Origin of the sequence: Brevibacillus borstelensis, assembly GCF_036700025.1 — a bacterium.
Classification (GTDB): Bacteria; Bacillota; Bacilli; order Brevibacillales; family Brevibacillaceae; genus Brevibacillus; species Brevibacillus borstelensis.
In genome coordinates this window covers 4,889,011-4,903,718 of sequence record NZ_CP144922.1, presented here as the reverse complement: position 1 = coordinate 4,903,718, position 14,708 = coordinate 4,889,011, and the positions used below count along the sequence as shown (strand labels likewise).

At 50.9% G+C, this 14,708-nt stretch carries 16 protein-coding genes; 11 read left to right on the top strand and 5 right to left on the bottom strand.

The genetic code is table 11. The features are described from left to right. The first annotated feature begins 377 nt into the window (after window positions 1–377). On the top strand, window positions 378–806 hold the full coding sequence (locus V5G20_RS23575; protein WP_338462446.1) for a CPBP family intramembrane glutamic endopeptidase: 429 nt from the start codon (window positions 378–380) through the stop codon (window positions 804–806). Window positions 807–840: 34 nt separating this feature from the next. After that, window positions 841–1,281 (top strand): GNAT family N-acetyltransferase, encoded by a 441-nt coding sequence (locus V5G20_RS23570; protein WP_003389281.1) that lies wholly within the window; start codon window positions 841–843, stop codon window positions 1,279–1,281. 237 nt (window positions 1,282–1,518) lie between these two features. Here the strand turns inward: V5G20_RS23570 and thrC are convergent, their stop codons facing one another. Then, window positions 1,519–2,781: a threonine synthase gene (gene thrC / locus V5G20_RS23565; RefSeq protein ID WP_031932097.1), complete on the bottom strand. Its 1,263-nt coding sequence runs from the start codon at window positions 2,779–2,781 to the stop codon at window positions 1,519–1,521. A gap of 228 nt (window positions 2,782–3,009) precedes the next feature. On the opposite strand from thrC, the gene V5G20_RS23560 reads away from it, so the two are divergent. Together V5G20_RS23560 and V5G20_RS23555 are read left to right on the top strand one after the other, a co-directional pair. Continuing rightward, entirely contained in the window at window positions 3,010–3,435 is a 426-nt protein-coding gene (locus tag V5G20_RS23560; protein ID WP_338462443.1) for a PH domain-containing protein, read from the top strand. Window positions 3,436–3,447: 12 nt separating this feature from the next. After that, window positions 3,448–4,299: an alpha/beta hydrolase family protein gene (locus V5G20_RS23555; protein ID WP_338462441.1), complete on the top strand. Its 852-nt coding sequence runs from the start codon at window positions 3,448–3,450 to the stop codon at window positions 4,297–4,299. 116 nt (window positions 4,300–4,415) lie between these two features. On the opposite strand, the gene V5G20_RS23550 is transcribed toward V5G20_RS23555, so the two are convergent. Together V5G20_RS23550 and V5G20_RS23545 are read right to left on the bottom strand one after the other, a co-directional pair. After that, window positions 4,416–5,111: an MBL fold metallo-hydrolase gene (locus V5G20_RS23550; RefSeq protein WP_003389276.1), complete on the bottom strand. Its 696-nt coding sequence runs from the start codon at window positions 5,109–5,111 to the stop codon at window positions 4,416–4,418. Continuing rightward, window positions 5,108–5,749, bottom strand: a complete 642-nt coding sequence (locus V5G20_RS23545) for a TetR/AcrR family transcriptional regulator (protein WP_003389274.1) — start codon at window positions 5,747–5,749, stop codon at window positions 5,108–5,110. Before V5G20_RS23545 ends, V5G20_RS23550 begins: the two co-directional genes overlap by 4 nt. A 307-nt stretch (window positions 5,750–6,056) precedes the next feature. Between V5G20_RS23545 and V5G20_RS23540 the strand changes: the two genes are divergently transcribed. Continuing rightward, window positions 6,057–6,482, top strand: a complete 426-nt coding sequence (locus tag V5G20_RS23540; RefSeq protein ID WP_003389273.1) for an NUDIX domain-containing protein — start codon at window positions 6,057–6,059, stop codon at window positions 6,480–6,482. A 128-nt stretch (window positions 6,483–6,610) separates the two neighbouring features. Then, window positions 6,611–8,311: a DUF262 domain-containing protein gene (locus tag V5G20_RS23535; RefSeq protein ID WP_003389272.1), complete on the top strand. Its 1,701-nt coding sequence runs from the start codon at window positions 6,611–6,613 to the stop codon at window positions 8,309–8,311. An 80-nt stretch (window positions 8,312–8,391) separates the two neighbouring features. Here V5G20_RS23535 and V5G20_RS23530 read toward each other — a convergent pair whose 3' ends face one another. Beyond that, entirely contained in the window at window positions 8,392–9,276 is an 885-nt protein-coding gene (locus tag V5G20_RS23530) for an IS3 family transposase (RefSeq protein ID WP_155808033.1), read from the bottom strand. Next, complete coding sequence (locus V5G20_RS23525; protein ID WP_024985204.1) at window positions 9,216–9,542, bottom strand: helix-turn-helix domain-containing protein; 327 nt, start codon at window positions 9,540–9,542, stop codon at window positions 9,216–9,218. The genes V5G20_RS23530 and V5G20_RS23525 overlap by 61 nt, the downstream gene beginning before the upstream one ends. 175 nt (window positions 9,543–9,717) lie before the next feature. Between V5G20_RS23525 and V5G20_RS23520 the strand changes: the two genes are divergently transcribed. The 5 genes from V5G20_RS23520 to map all read left to right on the top strand — a co-directional run bounded on the left by V5G20_RS23520 (window position 9,718) and on the right by map (window position 14,525). Then, entirely contained in the window at window positions 9,718–10,050 is a 333-nt protein-coding gene (locus V5G20_RS23520) for a transposase (RefSeq protein ID WP_025848869.1), read from the top strand. Continuing rightward, window positions 10,041–10,970 carry an IS3 family transposase gene (locus V5G20_RS23515; RefSeq protein ID WP_283858068.1) on the top strand — a complete coding sequence of 310 codons (930 nt, stop codon included), beginning with the start codon at window positions 10,041–10,043 and terminating at the stop codon, window positions 10,968–10,970. The genes V5G20_RS23520 and V5G20_RS23515 overlap by 10 nt, the downstream gene beginning before the upstream one ends. A 692-nt stretch (window positions 10,971–11,662) precedes the next feature. Beyond that, on the top strand, window positions 11,663–12,937 hold the full coding sequence (eutH, locus tag V5G20_RS23510) for an ethanolamine utilization protein EutH (RefSeq protein WP_003389271.1): 1,275 nt from the start codon (window positions 11,663–11,665) through the stop codon (window positions 12,935–12,937). A gap of 185 nt (window positions 12,938–13,122) precedes the next feature. Beyond that, window positions 13,123–13,779 carry a TetR/AcrR family transcriptional regulator gene (locus V5G20_RS23505; protein ID WP_122959022.1) on the top strand — a complete coding sequence of 219 codons (657 nt, stop codon included), beginning with the start codon at window positions 13,123–13,125 and terminating at the stop codon, window positions 13,777–13,779. Beyond that, window positions 13,776–14,525: a type I methionyl aminopeptidase gene (gene map / locus V5G20_RS23500; protein ID WP_122959021.1), complete on the top strand. Its 750-nt coding sequence runs from the start codon at window positions 13,776–13,778 to the stop codon at window positions 14,523–14,525. Before V5G20_RS23505 ends, map begins: the two co-directional genes overlap by 4 nt. Window positions 14,526–14,708: the final 183 nt, after the last annotated feature.

Here is a 14,708-nt window from a genome sequence, read left to right as displayed (position 1 = left end):
TAAATCGTCTATTGTTTGTCGAGTGTCGGAAGTTGATTCCACCGGTTGCGCTGGTACCACAAGAATTTGGTACTGCTTTATTTTTGTTTGAGGAGATAAAATTTGTGAAGATACATCTGATGCGGAAATGGGTGGTGCTGGGATGAAGCTGTTGCTGCTGTTGTGCGGACCTGCTGTCATGATCTTGATTGGACTGCAGGGAGTGGGGAGCGTGCCGGTTACGTTTGTCCTTTTCTATAGCTGGCTCCTGCTGGTTCCTCTCGTGGACATGCTGCTGAGGAAGGAAAAGAAGCTTTCGCAAGCGATGAGAGACTGCGGGCTCGTGTTTAGACGGAAAAATATGTATAGTGGAATGAGTACGGGAATCTTCTTTTTTTTTGGCTATTCTTTTGGGAGGTTATTTCTTTCACTCGCATGTTTTCCATCGGGAGAAGCTGCAAAGCCTGCTGATCGAGTGGAATTTTTCAGGCGATCATCTCATATGGCTCATTTTGATTCTTTTATCGGTGAATCCCTTTCTGGAAGAGCTGTACTGGAGAGGGTACATATTTCATAGATTAGCAAATACATACAAACAGCATACAGCGATTTTCTTTACGGCATCGTTTTACACCTTGTATCACTTCCTGTCCGTCATTCCTTTGTTTGCCTGGCCGTATAACGTGTTTATGGTCGTTCCGGTATTTGCGGCGGGCTTGATCTGGGGATACATGCGGGCGAGAAGCGATGCTGTGGCAGGAGGGATCGTCAGCCATATTCTGGCCGATGGCGGCATTATGGCTGTTTATCTATTGTTTTTAACTTAGTTTTGCTGAAGCAAAAAGGAAGGAAAGAAGAGTAATGGACATTCGAAAGCCAACCGGGAACGAGCTTGCAGCGATTCTGGAGTTGTCTGTGCAAGCGCTGTTCGATGGAACCATCGGGAGAGCGAGACCGACAGAAGAGAAGGTCAGACAGCTGGTTGAGCCGCTGCTGGCCAAAGGAGGCTACTACCTCATCGCGACAGAGGAAGATCGGCTGATGGGCTGGGTTTTGCTCGGGACGAGCAGGGATCAGTTCACCGACATTCCGTTCGGATTTATCTACGAGCTGTATGTGATCGAGGAGTACCGGGGAAGGGGAATCTCCAAGCAGTTGATGGAGCGGGCGATCGAGCAGTTGAAAGAGGCGGGGTTGCCGGAGGTTCGCTTGAGCGTTTTTGTGGAAAACCACGCTGTCGGGCTTTATCGGAAGCTGGGCTTCACAGAAAGAAACGTCACGATGAGCATGCCGCTAAAATAGGCGGCGAAGTGGTCGGCGTACCACTCTTCGTGGCTGCGTTACAGCTCAAGATGTACTTGTCTGCATTGCCCGCAGGTAAAGAAAAACAGGCATGCAATTTCGCGCACGCCTGTTTTTTGTTGCCTGTTTGTAAGAAGGATCGCCAGCCGGGAGCAATATTGCCCGGAAAATGTGAGCCAATACCTGAGAGCCGATACCCGGGGGTCAATCAACAAAGGGTAAATCGCAAGCTGACAATCACAGAAGGCGCTGAATGTCCTCCAGGGCAAGGTCAGCCGACAAGATGCCGTTCCGGTAGTTGCCCGCCGAGGCTTCGCCGAGATGATATTCGTGCAGAGCATCGGTATCCTTGAGCATGTTGCCGGTCAGGATGCATACTGCTGTCTCGTCCTTGTCGATGATTTGCTGTGCGACCAGCTTGCGCAGTCCGGCTACAGTCGCAGCAGAGGCCGGCTCGCAGCCGATTCCGCTCTGGTCTACCTTCGCTTTGGCGTCGAGGATTTCCGCGTCGGTCACGGAGCAGGTCACGCCGTTTGTTTGCTCCAGCGTGCGGAGCGCTTTTTTCCAGCTTGGCGGATTTCCGATGTTGAGGGCGGAAGCGCGTGTATACGGGCTTGGCTCGGGAGTCAGCTCCTGCTTTCCGGCAGCCGCCATCTTGTGGAACGGGCTTGCCCCCTCAGCCTGGATCAGGGCTACTCTTGGCACCTTGTCGATCAAGCCGAGCGTTTTCAGATCGTGCAGCCCTTTGCCGAGTGCCGTTACATTGCTCAGCGCACCGCCGGGGATAACGACCCAGTCGGGCAGGCTCCACTTCAGATATTGCGAGATTTCGTAAATGATGCTCTTTTGCCCCTCGATGCGGAACGGGTTGATCGAGTTGCAAATGTACAGCTCCAGCTCCTTGCTGTACTGTTCATAAAAGCGGATGCCGTCGTCGTAGGTGCCGCTAAAGCTGATCACCTTTGCCCCATAGGCCAGTGTCTGCAGCACTTTGTTCAGCGAGATGTTCTTGTTCGGAACAAACACGTAGGATGAGCCCTGCGCAAGCGCGGCGTACATCGCCAGAGAGGAAGACGTGTTGCCTGTCGAAGTGCAAGTAAAGCGCTTATAGCCGAGCGAGCGCCCGTGCGAGACAGCCACGGTCATGCCGTTGTCTTTAAAGGAGCCGCTTGGATTCTCGCTCTGGGCCTTCAGCCAAATTTTGCGAATCCCTGTATAGGCTTGCAGCAGCTCGGAGGAATACAGCCCGGTATTTCCCTCGTATTTCGTCGTGATAAACTCTTCGGGAAGCTCGGGGAAAATCAGCTCCTTGTAGCGCCATACTCCGCTTGCGTAAGGGGTCATGCGTTCTGAAAGGCGTTCGTCAAAAACGCGCTTCAGTCGGTCGGCATCCAAGTCTTTCATATCGTGGACGATGTCGAACAAACCGCCGCATCCGCACTGATAATCGAACGCATCCAAAGCCACTTCCCGGCTACAATTCACGCATACCAGTTTCATTTGTTGCGAGATCCCTGACCAGACGCAGCAGGGCTCTCTCCACCTCTTTTCGGAATATATCTACAACTCTGTCTTGTCAATTACTATACGTCAAAGGGTCAAGTCCGGCAAACCCAGGAGATGGGCCATCAGGTAAAAAACGGATGAGCGATATGTTACAATAAGTGGAAGACTGCGCTTGCGAGGCTCATCGTCCTCATCATGAAAAAACGGAGGCAAAGCAAAAACGTGAAATTTCCTTCCAAGGTAGATATGTGGCTGGCTGTACTGATCGTGGGAACGATGCTGTTAGTCATTTTAGAGGGACTGCGGACCATGTTTGCAGGAGGCTTGATGAGCACGGGTGAAAGAGCAGTGCTCTTCATCGTTCATTTTGCCGTTCCCTGCTTTATCCTGTGGCTGTTCTCCTCCACGTACTACGTCATCGGGGACAAGGAGCTGCTCATCCGCTATGGCCCGTTTCGCCGAGCAGTTCCGCTGGACAGCATAAAAACAGTGCGAAAAACCTCCAATCCCGCTTCAAGTCCGGCTTTGCCCCTGAAACGGCTGGAAATCTCATACGGGAACGGCAGCATAGTCCTGATTTCACCGAAGGACCGGGATGCGTTTTTGACGGAGCTGCGCCGAAAATGCCCCGGGGCTTTCATTGAGTAAAGGGAGGAAAGAATGATGTTTTTCTATGACAAAACATTGCCGCTCAGTTGGGAAGAACATTCTGTTGCGGAAAAAGAAGGGTACAGCGTACGGGATATTTCCTACGACAGCCCCCACGGAGGGAAGGTTCCTGCATATTTGGTGACACCGGACGGAAGAGGGCAAACACCGCTCCCGGCTGTACTGTTTCTGCATCCGGGACAAGGGAACCGCTCTTCGTTTTTGCCGGAAGCGGAAAGACTTGCGGCCCAAGGGATCGTTTCTTTGTCGATTGACGCTCCGTTTTTACGGCAGGAGCTTTCCTCGGAGCTGTCTCAGGCGGAAAGAGCTGTGCAGCTCGTCGAGATGATGGTAAAAAAAGAGTTGTATATCCAAACCGTGGTCGATTTGCAGCGAGCGGTAGACCTTTTGACCAGCCTGGACATCGTCGATGCGGATCGGATCGGCTATGTCGGCCACAGCTATGGAGCGACCTGGGGCGGTGTCTTCGCAGGTGTGGAAAAGCGGGTCAAGGCCTTTGTCCTCATGGCTGGCTACTCCCGGTCCACAGTCTGGCACAGGACGAGCGGGCACCCGGTAGCCGATCTGGTCCGGCAAATTTTGCCCAAGGAGCGGTTTGAGCAGGTTTTTGCCGAGCTGGAAGCGCTGGATGCGGTCCATTACATAAAGAATGCGGCACCAGCTTCTGTCTTGTTTCAATTTGTGCACAATGATGAATTTATCGACAAGGAGCAGGCGGATCAGTATATCGCTGCCGCCAGCACTCCCCGAGAGGTCAAATGGTATGAGAGCGACCATCTTTTCACAGGCTGCGGGGAGGCCGAGGCCGATCGGAGAGACTGGCTGCTCAAACAGCTGGGGTAGACGCGACGAGACGCGACGAGAGTGCGTGCAGATAGAGGAGCCCAGTCCTGCTTCTTGTCTGAAAGACCTGAACAACCAGACAGCAAAAGGAGGAGTGTTTTTCACACTCCCCCTTTTTAAGAAGTCCGCAAATCAACCGAGTAGGCCCGCGCCGTCTTCTCCATATACGCATCCAATTGTTCAACTGCATTCATGACGGGCCCACCGTGGCATACTTCCAGACGGCGAGGGGCCAATTCCCTGACGATCGCGCTGCTTTGAATGGCCTCGCCCATATCAGCCGTGAACATCGGCATTGGTCTGTGAAGCTTTCCTTTCTTCGAGGTAAACAAATCGCCAGCCAACAGCACCTGGTCTTCTTCGTGAAAGTAGACGACGTGTCCGGGCGAATGCCCCGGGGTGAGATACGGCCGCAGACCGGCTACGGTCATTAACTGTCCATGCTCGTTCTCGCCGAGCGCTTGCGCGAGGCCGGGGGTTACATTTTTCTCCGCTTTCTTGCGGCGCGGATACGGAAGCTGGCCTTCCATGTACGGAATCTCCGTACGGTGAGCGTAGACAGGAATGGATCGGCGCTCCACGAGTGCCTTGACGGAACCGGTATGGTCGGAATGACCGTGAGTCAGGAGAATTCGCCGGAGAGGTCCCGCCCCCAACTGATCCACGACGTTTTCAATCCCTTTTGCCATAAACGGCATCCCCGCATCCACCAGCGTTACCCCTTCTTCATCCGCTACGGCCCATACGTGTACGGGAATCAGCATCCAGGAACGGATGCTCCAGATGTGCTCCGAGATTCTCTCCACTTTCATTTCGCAGCAGCCTCCTCATGTGCAATTTGCTTGCAGCCAGCCAGAGCGACCCGCAGAGCCAGCTCAAAGGTGGGAGCGAGTCTTTCCATCAGCATGTCAAACGTTTCGTCCGACTGGGAATACGTGCCGATCACGCCGTGCAGCGTGAAAAAATAGACGCGGGCATAGGCCCATGACTGCTCTTCTGTAAGGTGGGGCGGAAGGCAAGCGATCACGGCGTCTTTCAGCAGTCCAAACAATTGGTTTCGCAAATGCTGGAGTTCAAGCGAAGGCTCTTTTTCGTCCACGCGGGAGGACTTCGCCATGAAAAAAAGCGGATACATGCTTCGATTCAGCAAACAAAAACGAATGAAGCTGGTACTGACAGCCAAAAGTCTTTCGTCTGCTGAAAGCAAGTGATTTTGCACGCCCGCCTCCATTTCCGCAAACAAGGCTTGCAGAGGCTCCATAGCGAGGTGGTGGAGCAGTGCTTCTTTATCCTTGAAGTAAATATAGATCGTCGTATGTGAGCATCCCGCCGCTTTGGCGATTTCCCGCATGGTCACCGCGTCGTAGCCCCGCTCCGCGAAAAGCCTGCCCGCCGCTGTCAGTATCGATCGCTTGGTCTCCTCCGAACGCTGCTCCTGTTTGTTTGTCATATGATCACAATCCCTTTCGAAGTCCATTTCATAAGAGAAAGACAAAATTCATAACCAACGGTTACTAACCGATGGTTATAATGTAACCGATGGTTATATTTTTTGTCAAGCAGCTTTTGCCCAAAATATGGTTGGAGGATTTTTGTTCATATAAACGTGGGGATTCCCAAGAAAGACAAAGCTCGTGTGTGAAGTGTACAATATCGTATAGATAAGTATAGATAAGATACATAAGGCAGATAAGGCTGATAAGGACAGTGAACGAACCGCTGTAGTCGTTCTCGAAAAAATGGACAGGAGATTGGCTATGACCCAACAAGCACCCCGGATCGGCGTCGGCGCCGTCATCCTCGATTCAGACAACAGGCTTTTGCTCGTCTACAGAAACCGCGAACCGGAAAAAGGGACCTGGAGCATTCCGGGAGGGAAGGTAGATCCCTACGAACCGTTGGAGCAGACAGTGGTGCGGGAAATCAGAGAGGAAGTAGATTTGGACGTGCAGGTAGAGAGGCTGCTCTGCATGGCGGAAACGATTCGACCGGAGCGAGGCGAGCATTGGATTTCCGCTATCTATGTGACCCGCATCGTATCAGGAGAGGCGCGGAACAGGGAAGAGGGCGGAGCCATCGGGGCGATCGGCTGGTTTGCACTGGACGAGCTGCCGGAAAACCTGGCTTGCTTCACAGTGCCCGCGGTCGAGAAGCTGCTCGGGGAAGCGCGGTCTCAAGCTTAGCTGCAAATGGCGGCCCCCTTCTTGGCATCCTGCCGAATTGCACCTGGAGCAAAGCTGTCCGCTCGTATATGATAGGAATATAGTACTACTGGCAGTATGTGAAAATAATAGAAAAGGGAGCGGCAGAAATGACGGCAGGGACGATTGATGCAAATAAAGAGATTCTGCAGAAAATCTTTTCAGAGGATTTTTGGTTTGTCATTCCCGAGTACCAACGGTCTTACGTATGGCAAACAGACAATCTGACCGAACTGGTCGATGACCTCGTGTTTGCGTTTGAAAACAAACCGGACAATGATTACTTCCTGGGGTCGCTCGTACTGAAGCGGATCAAGGCGAGTTCCTATCCGGAGTACGAGGTGCTGGACGGGCAGCAGCGGCTGACCACTTTCTTTATCATGATGGCCGTACTGCGCGATTTGATCGGGAGTGATCAATTCAAGCAGACGCTGCAAAAGAAGATTTATCAGGAAGAGAACCTGCTGGAGAACGTTCCGGCCAGGATGAGAATTACATACAAAATCCGCGACAAGGTAGAAGACTTCATTCAATCGCATCTGATCGCCCACGGCGGAACAGCGAAGGAAGAAGAGCTGCAGGCCTTGCGGGAGAGCGAAAACGTCTCTTTGGAAAACATGGCGAATGCCACGCTCGTGCTTCGTGCCGAACTGCAGGACAAAATTGCGGCGGGGGACTTGCCCCAGTTCGTACGCTTCATTTTTAACAAGGCGTTGTTTATCTACGTCTCCACGGACAATACGGAAGATGCGTTTCGGATGTTTACAATCCTGAACAACCGGGGCATTCCCCTGACCAACGCGGACATTCTCAAATCGCAAAACATCGGGGCTCTCGCATCGGAAAAGGAAGTAAACAAATACGCCAAGGTCTGGGAAGAGATCGAAGGAAAGCACGGAGAAAATTTTGACCGCTTTCTCCAGTTCATCCGGACGATTCTGGTGCAGGAAAAAGCGCGCGCGAATCTGCTGGAAGAGTTCCACGACCACATTTATCACCCAAAAGCGCCGAAGCAGCCAAGCCTGAGGATGGGGAAAGACACGTTTGAACTGATTGAGCGATACAATGCGATTTACGAAGAGATCATCGAGCTGCAAGGCTCAAACCTGAGCAATGGCTACAAGAACCTCATCACTGTCATGCGGATCGGCCTTCGCTCGGAGGATTGGATACCGCCGCTCATGCACTACTATTCCAAATTCGGTGCCGCCGATCTGGAACGATTCCTGAAAAAGCTGGAGCATAAATTTACGGGCGACTGGGTGTGCGGAATCACACCGACGCTGCGTCTGGAAGCAATGAACAGCATTTTGAAGGCCATCGACAGCACCCCTGCGAATCAGGTGGAAGAGTTGTTCAAGAAAAAAGAGCTCTTCGAGATTGATGAGGATGAATTTGTCCGGAACATTGAAGGACATGTGTACAAAAAGCAGTTCGCCCGTCATCTGCTGCTGAAGCTCGAATACCTTTTGAGTGACAACACCGTGCATCTCTCCGGACACAGCTACATAACAGTGGAGCACGTGCTGCCGCAAAACCCGGCTGATTCGAGTCAGTGGAAACGGGATTTCACGGATGAAGAGAGAGAATATTGGACCAATCGCCTGGCCAATCTCGTACTCATCAGCCAGAAGAAAAACAGCGCGCTTGGCAATCACGATTTCGAGGACAAGAAGAAGCTGTATTTGCAAAAGAGGATCGACGCTTTCCACGCCAACAAGGTATTTATCGAGCAGCATGCAAAGTGGACGCCTGATGTATTGCGGGACAGACAAGCGAAAATCATCGACCTGCTGAAGAAGGCGGACTAGTTCGTTCTCGGCAGGAAAAGCACCCCTGTTACAAAGTGGTCAAGACCCCATTTAGTGGACAGTAAGAAAAAACCCGACCGTTAGACCGACAGCTGACGTCTGAATTCAACAGGCGTCAGCCTTTTTAATTTTCGTTGTGGTCGACTTTGGTTGTAGAATTGAATATATTCCTCAATTCGCCTTTGTGCCTCATCCACACTTCGGATATCATAAGGGTAGAGCCCTTCCGTTTTGAGATGCGAGAAGAAGCTCTCCATCGAGGCATTATCATAACAGTTGCCTCTCCGAGACATGCTGATTTGGGCGCCAACCTTCGGCAACATGTCGTGGTAAGCGTAGGACGTGTACTGGAATCCCTGATCGCTGTGAACGATCAGTCCAGTCACGTCTTTCGTCTTTTTAAAGGCTTTCTCAAAGGTCCGTAGGACCAACTGATTGTCGTTGCGAACTCCAATGTGGTAAGCCACAATCTCATTATTAAACAAATCCTTAATAGCAGACAGGTAGAGCCACGTATCCGCGACACGATACTGTGTGACATCGGTTACCCATTTTCGATTAGGTGCATCCGCTTTGAAATTCCGCTGCATCACATTCTCAGCGACTCGTCCACCTTCGGTTGAAGCATAGTGACCTCGATATTTGCGGCGTATTCGAGAACGGAGCTTCATTTCTTGCATCAGACGTAGTACCTTCTTATGGTTGACCCATACCCCGTGATCTCGTAAGAGAAACAGCTGGGTTTGTCGATACCCATATTTACCATCATACTTCTTATAAACTACTTTGATGAGGTCTTTCACGGGCTTGTCCCGGTCCGCTTGTTGCCGTTTCAAGTATGCATAGTATCCACTTCTTGAGACTCCAAACAGCTTGCAAAGTTCACTAGTCGTATACTCACCAGCTACTTGCTTGATCGCCTCATACTTATGGGCTGCACCTCCCGCATCCAGATTTTCAAACACTTTTTTAGCATCGAGTTCTCTCGTTTTAGCTTTTTAACATATCGATCTTGATCAACATATTCTTCACGTCTACCTCGTTGATCCATCAACCCAAATTCGCCTAACTGTTTATATTTTTTCATCCATACTTTAAGCCGGTGGCGGTCCGGAATCCCCAGATGCTCCATGATTCGACGGTATGTCCATCCTTCTTCGATATGCAGTCGTATGGCTTCCACCTTTAATTCGTGAGAATAACTTCTAAACGTTTGCCCCTTTTTCACCATAAAAAATGCACCCCTTAAATTTCATCGGATTTACCAGGGGTTTAATCCAATGTCCATTCTAAGGGGTGCACTTCAAAAGCTGGCAGGGGTGCTTTCTTTTAAGCCCCAAAATTGGATTTGAGTCATACCCCCTTATCTTGTTAAGCTGATATCAGAAGAACAGGGGGATATTTTTATGCAACGGAGACGCTATTCAATCGAGTTCAAACAACAATTGATCCAGGAAGCCCACGAAGTAGGAAACGCTAGCCAAGTAGCCAGACGGCATGGGATAGACCCTAAAATGCTGTATCGATGGATACGTGACTCCAAACACGCAGATTGGCAGAATACGTCTTCCGAAGCTAAAGCTGTAACAAGCTATACACCAAGTCCAGGAGAGTTTCGGGAACTGGAAACGGAGAATGATAAACTGAAGAAATTACTGGGAGAAAAGGACTTGGAAATCGCGATCCTTCGTGATCTTGTAAAAAAGGTGAACCCAGCTTATCGGACAAAATGGAAATAGCCGACAAGTGGATACAGCTGGGGTACACAGCCAAACTAGTGCTACGTATTGTCGGCATCCTGGAAGCAACCTACTATTACCGAAAAAACAAAGCCTCCCAAAAACCTCGCGTTTATCACGGAGGAAGACCTATACCCGGTTATTCGTTGTCAAAAGACGGACAACCTGTCAGTGACGAACAAATCAAAGAATGGCTATCCGAGTTGATTGCCGATGAAGAATCTGCTTATGGATATCGAAAGCTTACCGTCTGCCTACGGCGAGACCACCAACTGGTCATCAACAAGAAAAAGGTTTACCGCTTGCTGAAAGAAGAAGAACTCCTGCAACCACAACGACAAAAGAAAAGGAAACATCCTCGAAAGTTGGCAAACAACCGAGAGATTACCGCTCCGAATCAATTGTGGGAGATAGACGTAAAATACGGATTTATCGTAGGAGAACAGCGTTTCTTTTTCCTGATGAGTCTCATTGATGTCTATGATCGAGCGATCGTGGACTACCATTTCGGACTGACCTGCGAAGGAAAACATGCTGCTCAGATTCTCCAACGTGCTTTGTGGAAACGGCAGCAATTCAATTGTGATGATCGCCCTGTTATCCGTACGGATAACGGTCCACAGTTTATTAGCCATGCCTTTGAAGAAGCCTGTCAGCATTTCCAAACGGTGCATGAGCGAATTCCTCCAAAGACACCCAATAAAAACGCTCACATTGAGTCATTTCACAGTGTTTTGGAGAAAGAATGTTTGCAGCGGAATGAATTTCAGAGCTATCAAGAAGCCTATGAAATCGTGACAAACTATCTGCTCTTTTATAATCAGCGACGGATTCATGGAAGCTTGTACGATTTATCACCTGTAGAATTTGGTAAAGCCTTTGCCTTGCAACTCATTACACCATTTGTTGTGAAAGTGTAGTATGGCAAAGGATTGCAGAATGATCCCTACTTCAACCTAGCTGACAAGCAGGAAGGAAAACGTCTGGGGTCAAGTGATCTCCTTGACGCTAGGCGTTTTCCTTCCTAGACTCCTAGGTGGTTGAAGGAGGGAAGAAGCATATGAAAATGCGAGAATAAGGGAGAAAGACTCAAATTTTAAGGGGTTAAACCGCTTTTCCCATCATTTTCGAGGCGGCATGGTGGGGGCGAGGTTTGTGAGTCAGGCAAAAAACGAGTGTTGACATCGTGACTTACCGCCCATATAATTGGGTTACGATGGGAGTAAAGCAATGGAGCTTTACTGATGAATTTTCAGAGTATATGAAGAAGTATAAATTATGCGTACCGCTTTTATTTTTTTGCCTGATTGTAAGCGGTTCCAGTTTTGTCCCGCTTGTTCACAATTCACAAGTGTATACGAAAAAGCAAAGGCGCTTGGGTAATCTGCTACCAGATTACTAGGCGCCTTTATTGTTAATTTTTTCCATGCCTTTGCGAAGGAGGAGAACCATGAGGGAGAAAGCAAGCAGCCGCTGTCCAAGTCCGTGCGGCTTGCCGACGGAAGCCCCCGACAGCCGGGGAAGCCCGCAGGCAAATGGGGTGTCACGCTGGTTTAGGATCGTTTTATGCCTGACAGACGATAGAACGCGCGAGAAAAGGTGGGGTTGATACATGGACCAAATCGGCAGTTACGTCATTTACTTTATCATGATTTGTGCGGTGATCGGCGCAATCGCAGCGATCCGCAACAGTGATGAAGGGCTCGGCAAAGAATTTATGGAAGGTCTTCATTCCACCGGTTATATCTTCGTACCGGCAGCAGGTATCATGGCCTCAATTCCGTATATTTCCTGGTTTATCGACAAGGTCTGCGGGCCGATTTTCAACAAGATCGGAGCCGATCCGGCGCTTGCGGCCACCGCTATTTTGGCCAGCGATATGGGCGGTTACCAGTTGGCCAACGTGCTGAAAAGCTCCTATGAGGGCTGGATCATGGCGATGATCGTCGGATTCATGGCGGGAGCTACCATCGTGTTTTCCATTCCGATGGGCCTGGCGATGCTCGACAAACGGGATCACAAATACATGGCGCTTGGCGTGATGTCCGGGATTTTGACGGTTCCTATCGGCGCCTTTATCACCAGTGCTATCCTCGTAATGACGAATACCAAGGTGCGCGAAACAATCTCGACTGATGCGGAATCCACCTACGCCTTTGCCATCGGATACGGAAAAATTCTGATCAATCTGTCGCCGATCCTGGTGTTTGTGGTCGCCATTGCGCTCGGTCTGCGCTTCCTGCCCGACCTGATGATCAAGGCATTCATGATTTTCGGGAAGACGATGGATGCAGGCATCAAGCTCGTCCTCGTATTCTCGATCGTGGAATACTTCACAGGCGTCTTTTCCAAGGTATTTGGCTCCTGGGGCTTCGATCCGATCATTGCCGATCCGACCGATCAGTTCCGCGCCCTGGAAACGGCCGGTTATATCGGTATCATGCTGGCGGGTGCTTTCCCGATGGTGTACATGCTGCGGAAATACGCGGCGAAGCCTCTGCAGGCGATGGGCAACCGGATGGGCCTGAGCCCGACGGGAAGCGCCGGTTTGCTCGCGACGATCGCCAACATCCTGGCGATGTTCCGACTCGTTCGCTCCATGCCGCCAAAAGACAAGGTGATCAATATCGCGTTTGGGGTATGTGCGGCGTTCTTGCTGGGCGACCACCTGTCGTTCTCCGCCAACTTCCAGCCTACGATCATCCTGCCTCTGATTATCGGGAAATTCGGTGCCGGCGTGATCGCTATCGGTCTGGCCTACTGGCTGTCCGTGCCAAAAGCGCTGGAGCTGGAGAAACAGGATCGTGAAAAAGGTATTATCGGTCCAACGGAGTATCTCGAGGGACAAAAAGAGGCTGCCGCTGCGAAGGATGTTGCGGCGTCGTAAATAAAAGAACTTCCTTCCCCCTGCTATTCATCGAAAACTCACGCGGTTTTCATGAATCCAGGGGGATTTTTATTGCGTTTTTTCAAAAGGGCGCACTATGGCTGGCCAAATCGCTTGCAGCTCAGTCCAAAAAGTGGTATTTTATTATCGACATACTTGTAGGTCTAAAAATAAGGAGGATATCCATGTCTCCGCGAACAAAGGAACAATGTGAAGAGTTGCGGGAAAAGCGCATTCAACAGATCATGGAGGCTGCAGGACAGATCTATTTTGAGAAAGGCCTTCTCTTTGATATTCGCGACGTCGCCAAAAAAGCGGGACTCGGTTATGGCACTGTCTACCATTATTACAGCAACAAGAACAGTCTCGTCAGTGATTTGCTGGATAGAGGCTTTGAACTGTCGGAAGCTTTGACAAGCGCTTTCTTTTCTCGGCAAGAAAAGTCGGCGGAACTGCTGGATGAGTTCTGTGCCGGGCTTTTGCGGCTGTGGCTGGAGGCACCCGCAGCGTTTATCGTCTACAAATGGGCCGCGGAAAACTTCGTGGGAATGGAAGAGCAGCTTCGCCGCACAGCCAAACAGAGATTCGACGATACCCTGTATCAGCCTCTGCTGGAGTGTATCACGCAGATGCAGGTTCAGTCGGAAGCGCTCGCGACGGGGACCGATCCCGGCCGAATCGCCAATTTTATCATCGGCACCATGGTCGGATGCTTCGGCATCTCCATGTACCACAAGGATGCAGACTTTTCACCGGAGGGAGTGCTGCTGATGATCCGAAAGAGCGTAAGTGAGCGCCGCCTCTCAGAGAGCGGAGAGAGCAAAGGGAGGAGCCGGGCGTGATTTACTTGAAGTCTCGCGAAGAGATCGAGCAGATGAGACCGGCAGGCCGGATCGTGGCGACATGCCACAAGGAAATCGCCAAAAGAATCAAGCCGGGCGTCACTACGCAGGAGATCAACGATTTTGTCGAAAAGCTGATCAGGCAGCAAGGTGGAGGGACGTACACGGACGGTTACAACGGATTCCCGGCAGCGATCTGCGCATCGGTCAACGACGTCATTGCACACGGCTTCCCGAGCAGAAAGCCGCTTAAAAACGGGGATATCGTCAAAATCGACATCGTCGCCACGTACAACGGCTGGGTAGGAGATTCTTGCTGGTGCTATGCGGTGGGCGAGGTTTCCGACGAAGCGAAAAGATTGATGCGGGTGACCAAGGAATGCCTGTACAAAGGGATCGCGCAAGCTGTGCCGGGAAACCGGATCGGAGACGTGATGCACGCGGTTCAGAGTCATGCCGAGGAAAACGGGTATTCTGTCGTGCGTGATCTGCTGGCGCATGGAGTAGGCCGGGAGCTGCATGAGGAGCCCAACTACAATCACGTCGGAGTGCCAGGCAAAGGATTCCGGCTGAAAGAGGGAATGGTGCTAACCATCGAGCCGATGCTGAATGCAGGAACCCATCGGATGAAGATTGACGCGGACGGTTGGACAGCCCGGACGCTGGATGGCAAGCTGTCAGCCCAGTACGAGCATACGATTGCGATCACGAGCGACGGACCAATCGTGCTGACGGATCAAAACTAGATCAAAGCGAAAGCCTGCTGGCGAACGGATGCGATGGCGCATTGTCGTCCGGCAGGCCTTCTTTTGCATTTCAAAGCTATACCTTGTCATCGACAAAGGCTAAAATAGAGAGAAGTATTCATGCGTTTTTCGTATACGCCAGATTCGAGGAGGGCGTCCAGCGCCGCGGTGTCCGCCGGTTTT

What these genes read in the sequence shown, in the direction of transcription:
- V5G20_RS23570 (WP_003389281.1), top strand. Translation starts at nt 841, where the DNA reads ATGGACATTCGAAAGCCAACCGGGAACGAGCTTGCAGCGATTCTGGAG.
- thrC (WP_031932097.1), bottom strand. Translation starts at nt 2,781, where the DNA reads ATGAAACTGGTATGCGTGAATTGTAGCCGGGAAGTGGCTTTGGATGCG.
- V5G20_RS23555 (WP_338462441.1), top strand. Translation starts at nt 3,448, where the DNA reads ATGATGTTTTTCTATGACAAAACATTGCCGCTCAGTTGGGAAGAACAT.
- V5G20_RS23550 (WP_003389276.1), bottom strand. Translation starts at nt 5,111, where the DNA reads ATGAAAGTGGAGAGAATCTCGGAGCACATCTGGAGCATCCGTTCCTGG.
- V5G20_RS23545 (WP_003389274.1), bottom strand. Translation starts at nt 5,749, where the DNA reads ATGACAAACAAACAGGAGCAGCGTTCGGAGGAGACCAAGCGATCGATA.
- V5G20_RS23540 (WP_003389273.1), top strand. Translation starts at nt 6,057, where the DNA reads ATGACCCAACAAGCACCCCGGATCGGCGTCGGCGCCGTCATCCTCGAT.
- V5G20_RS23535 (WP_003389272.1), top strand. Translation starts at nt 6,611, where the DNA reads ATGACGGCAGGGACGATTGATGCAAATAAAGAGATTCTGCAGAAAATC.
- V5G20_RS23525 (WP_024985204.1), bottom strand. Translation starts at nt 9,542, where the DNA reads ATGGTGAAAAAGGGGCAAACGTTTAGAAGTTATTCTCACGAATTAAAG.
- V5G20_RS23520 (WP_025848869.1), top strand. Translation starts at nt 9,718, where the DNA reads ATGCAACGGAGACGCTATTCAATCGAGTTCAAACAACAATTGATCCAG.
- V5G20_RS23515 (WP_283858068.1), top strand. Translation starts at nt 10,041, where the DNA reads ATGGAAATAGCCGACAAGTGGATACAGCTGGGGTACACAGCCAAACTA.
- eutH (WP_003389271.1), top strand. Translation starts at nt 11,663, where the DNA reads ATGGACCAAATCGGCAGTTACGTCATTTACTTTATCATGATTTGTGCG.
- V5G20_RS23505 (WP_122959022.1), top strand. Translation starts at nt 13,123, where the DNA reads ATGTCTCCGCGAACAAAGGAACAATGTGAAGAGTTGCGGGAAAAGCGC.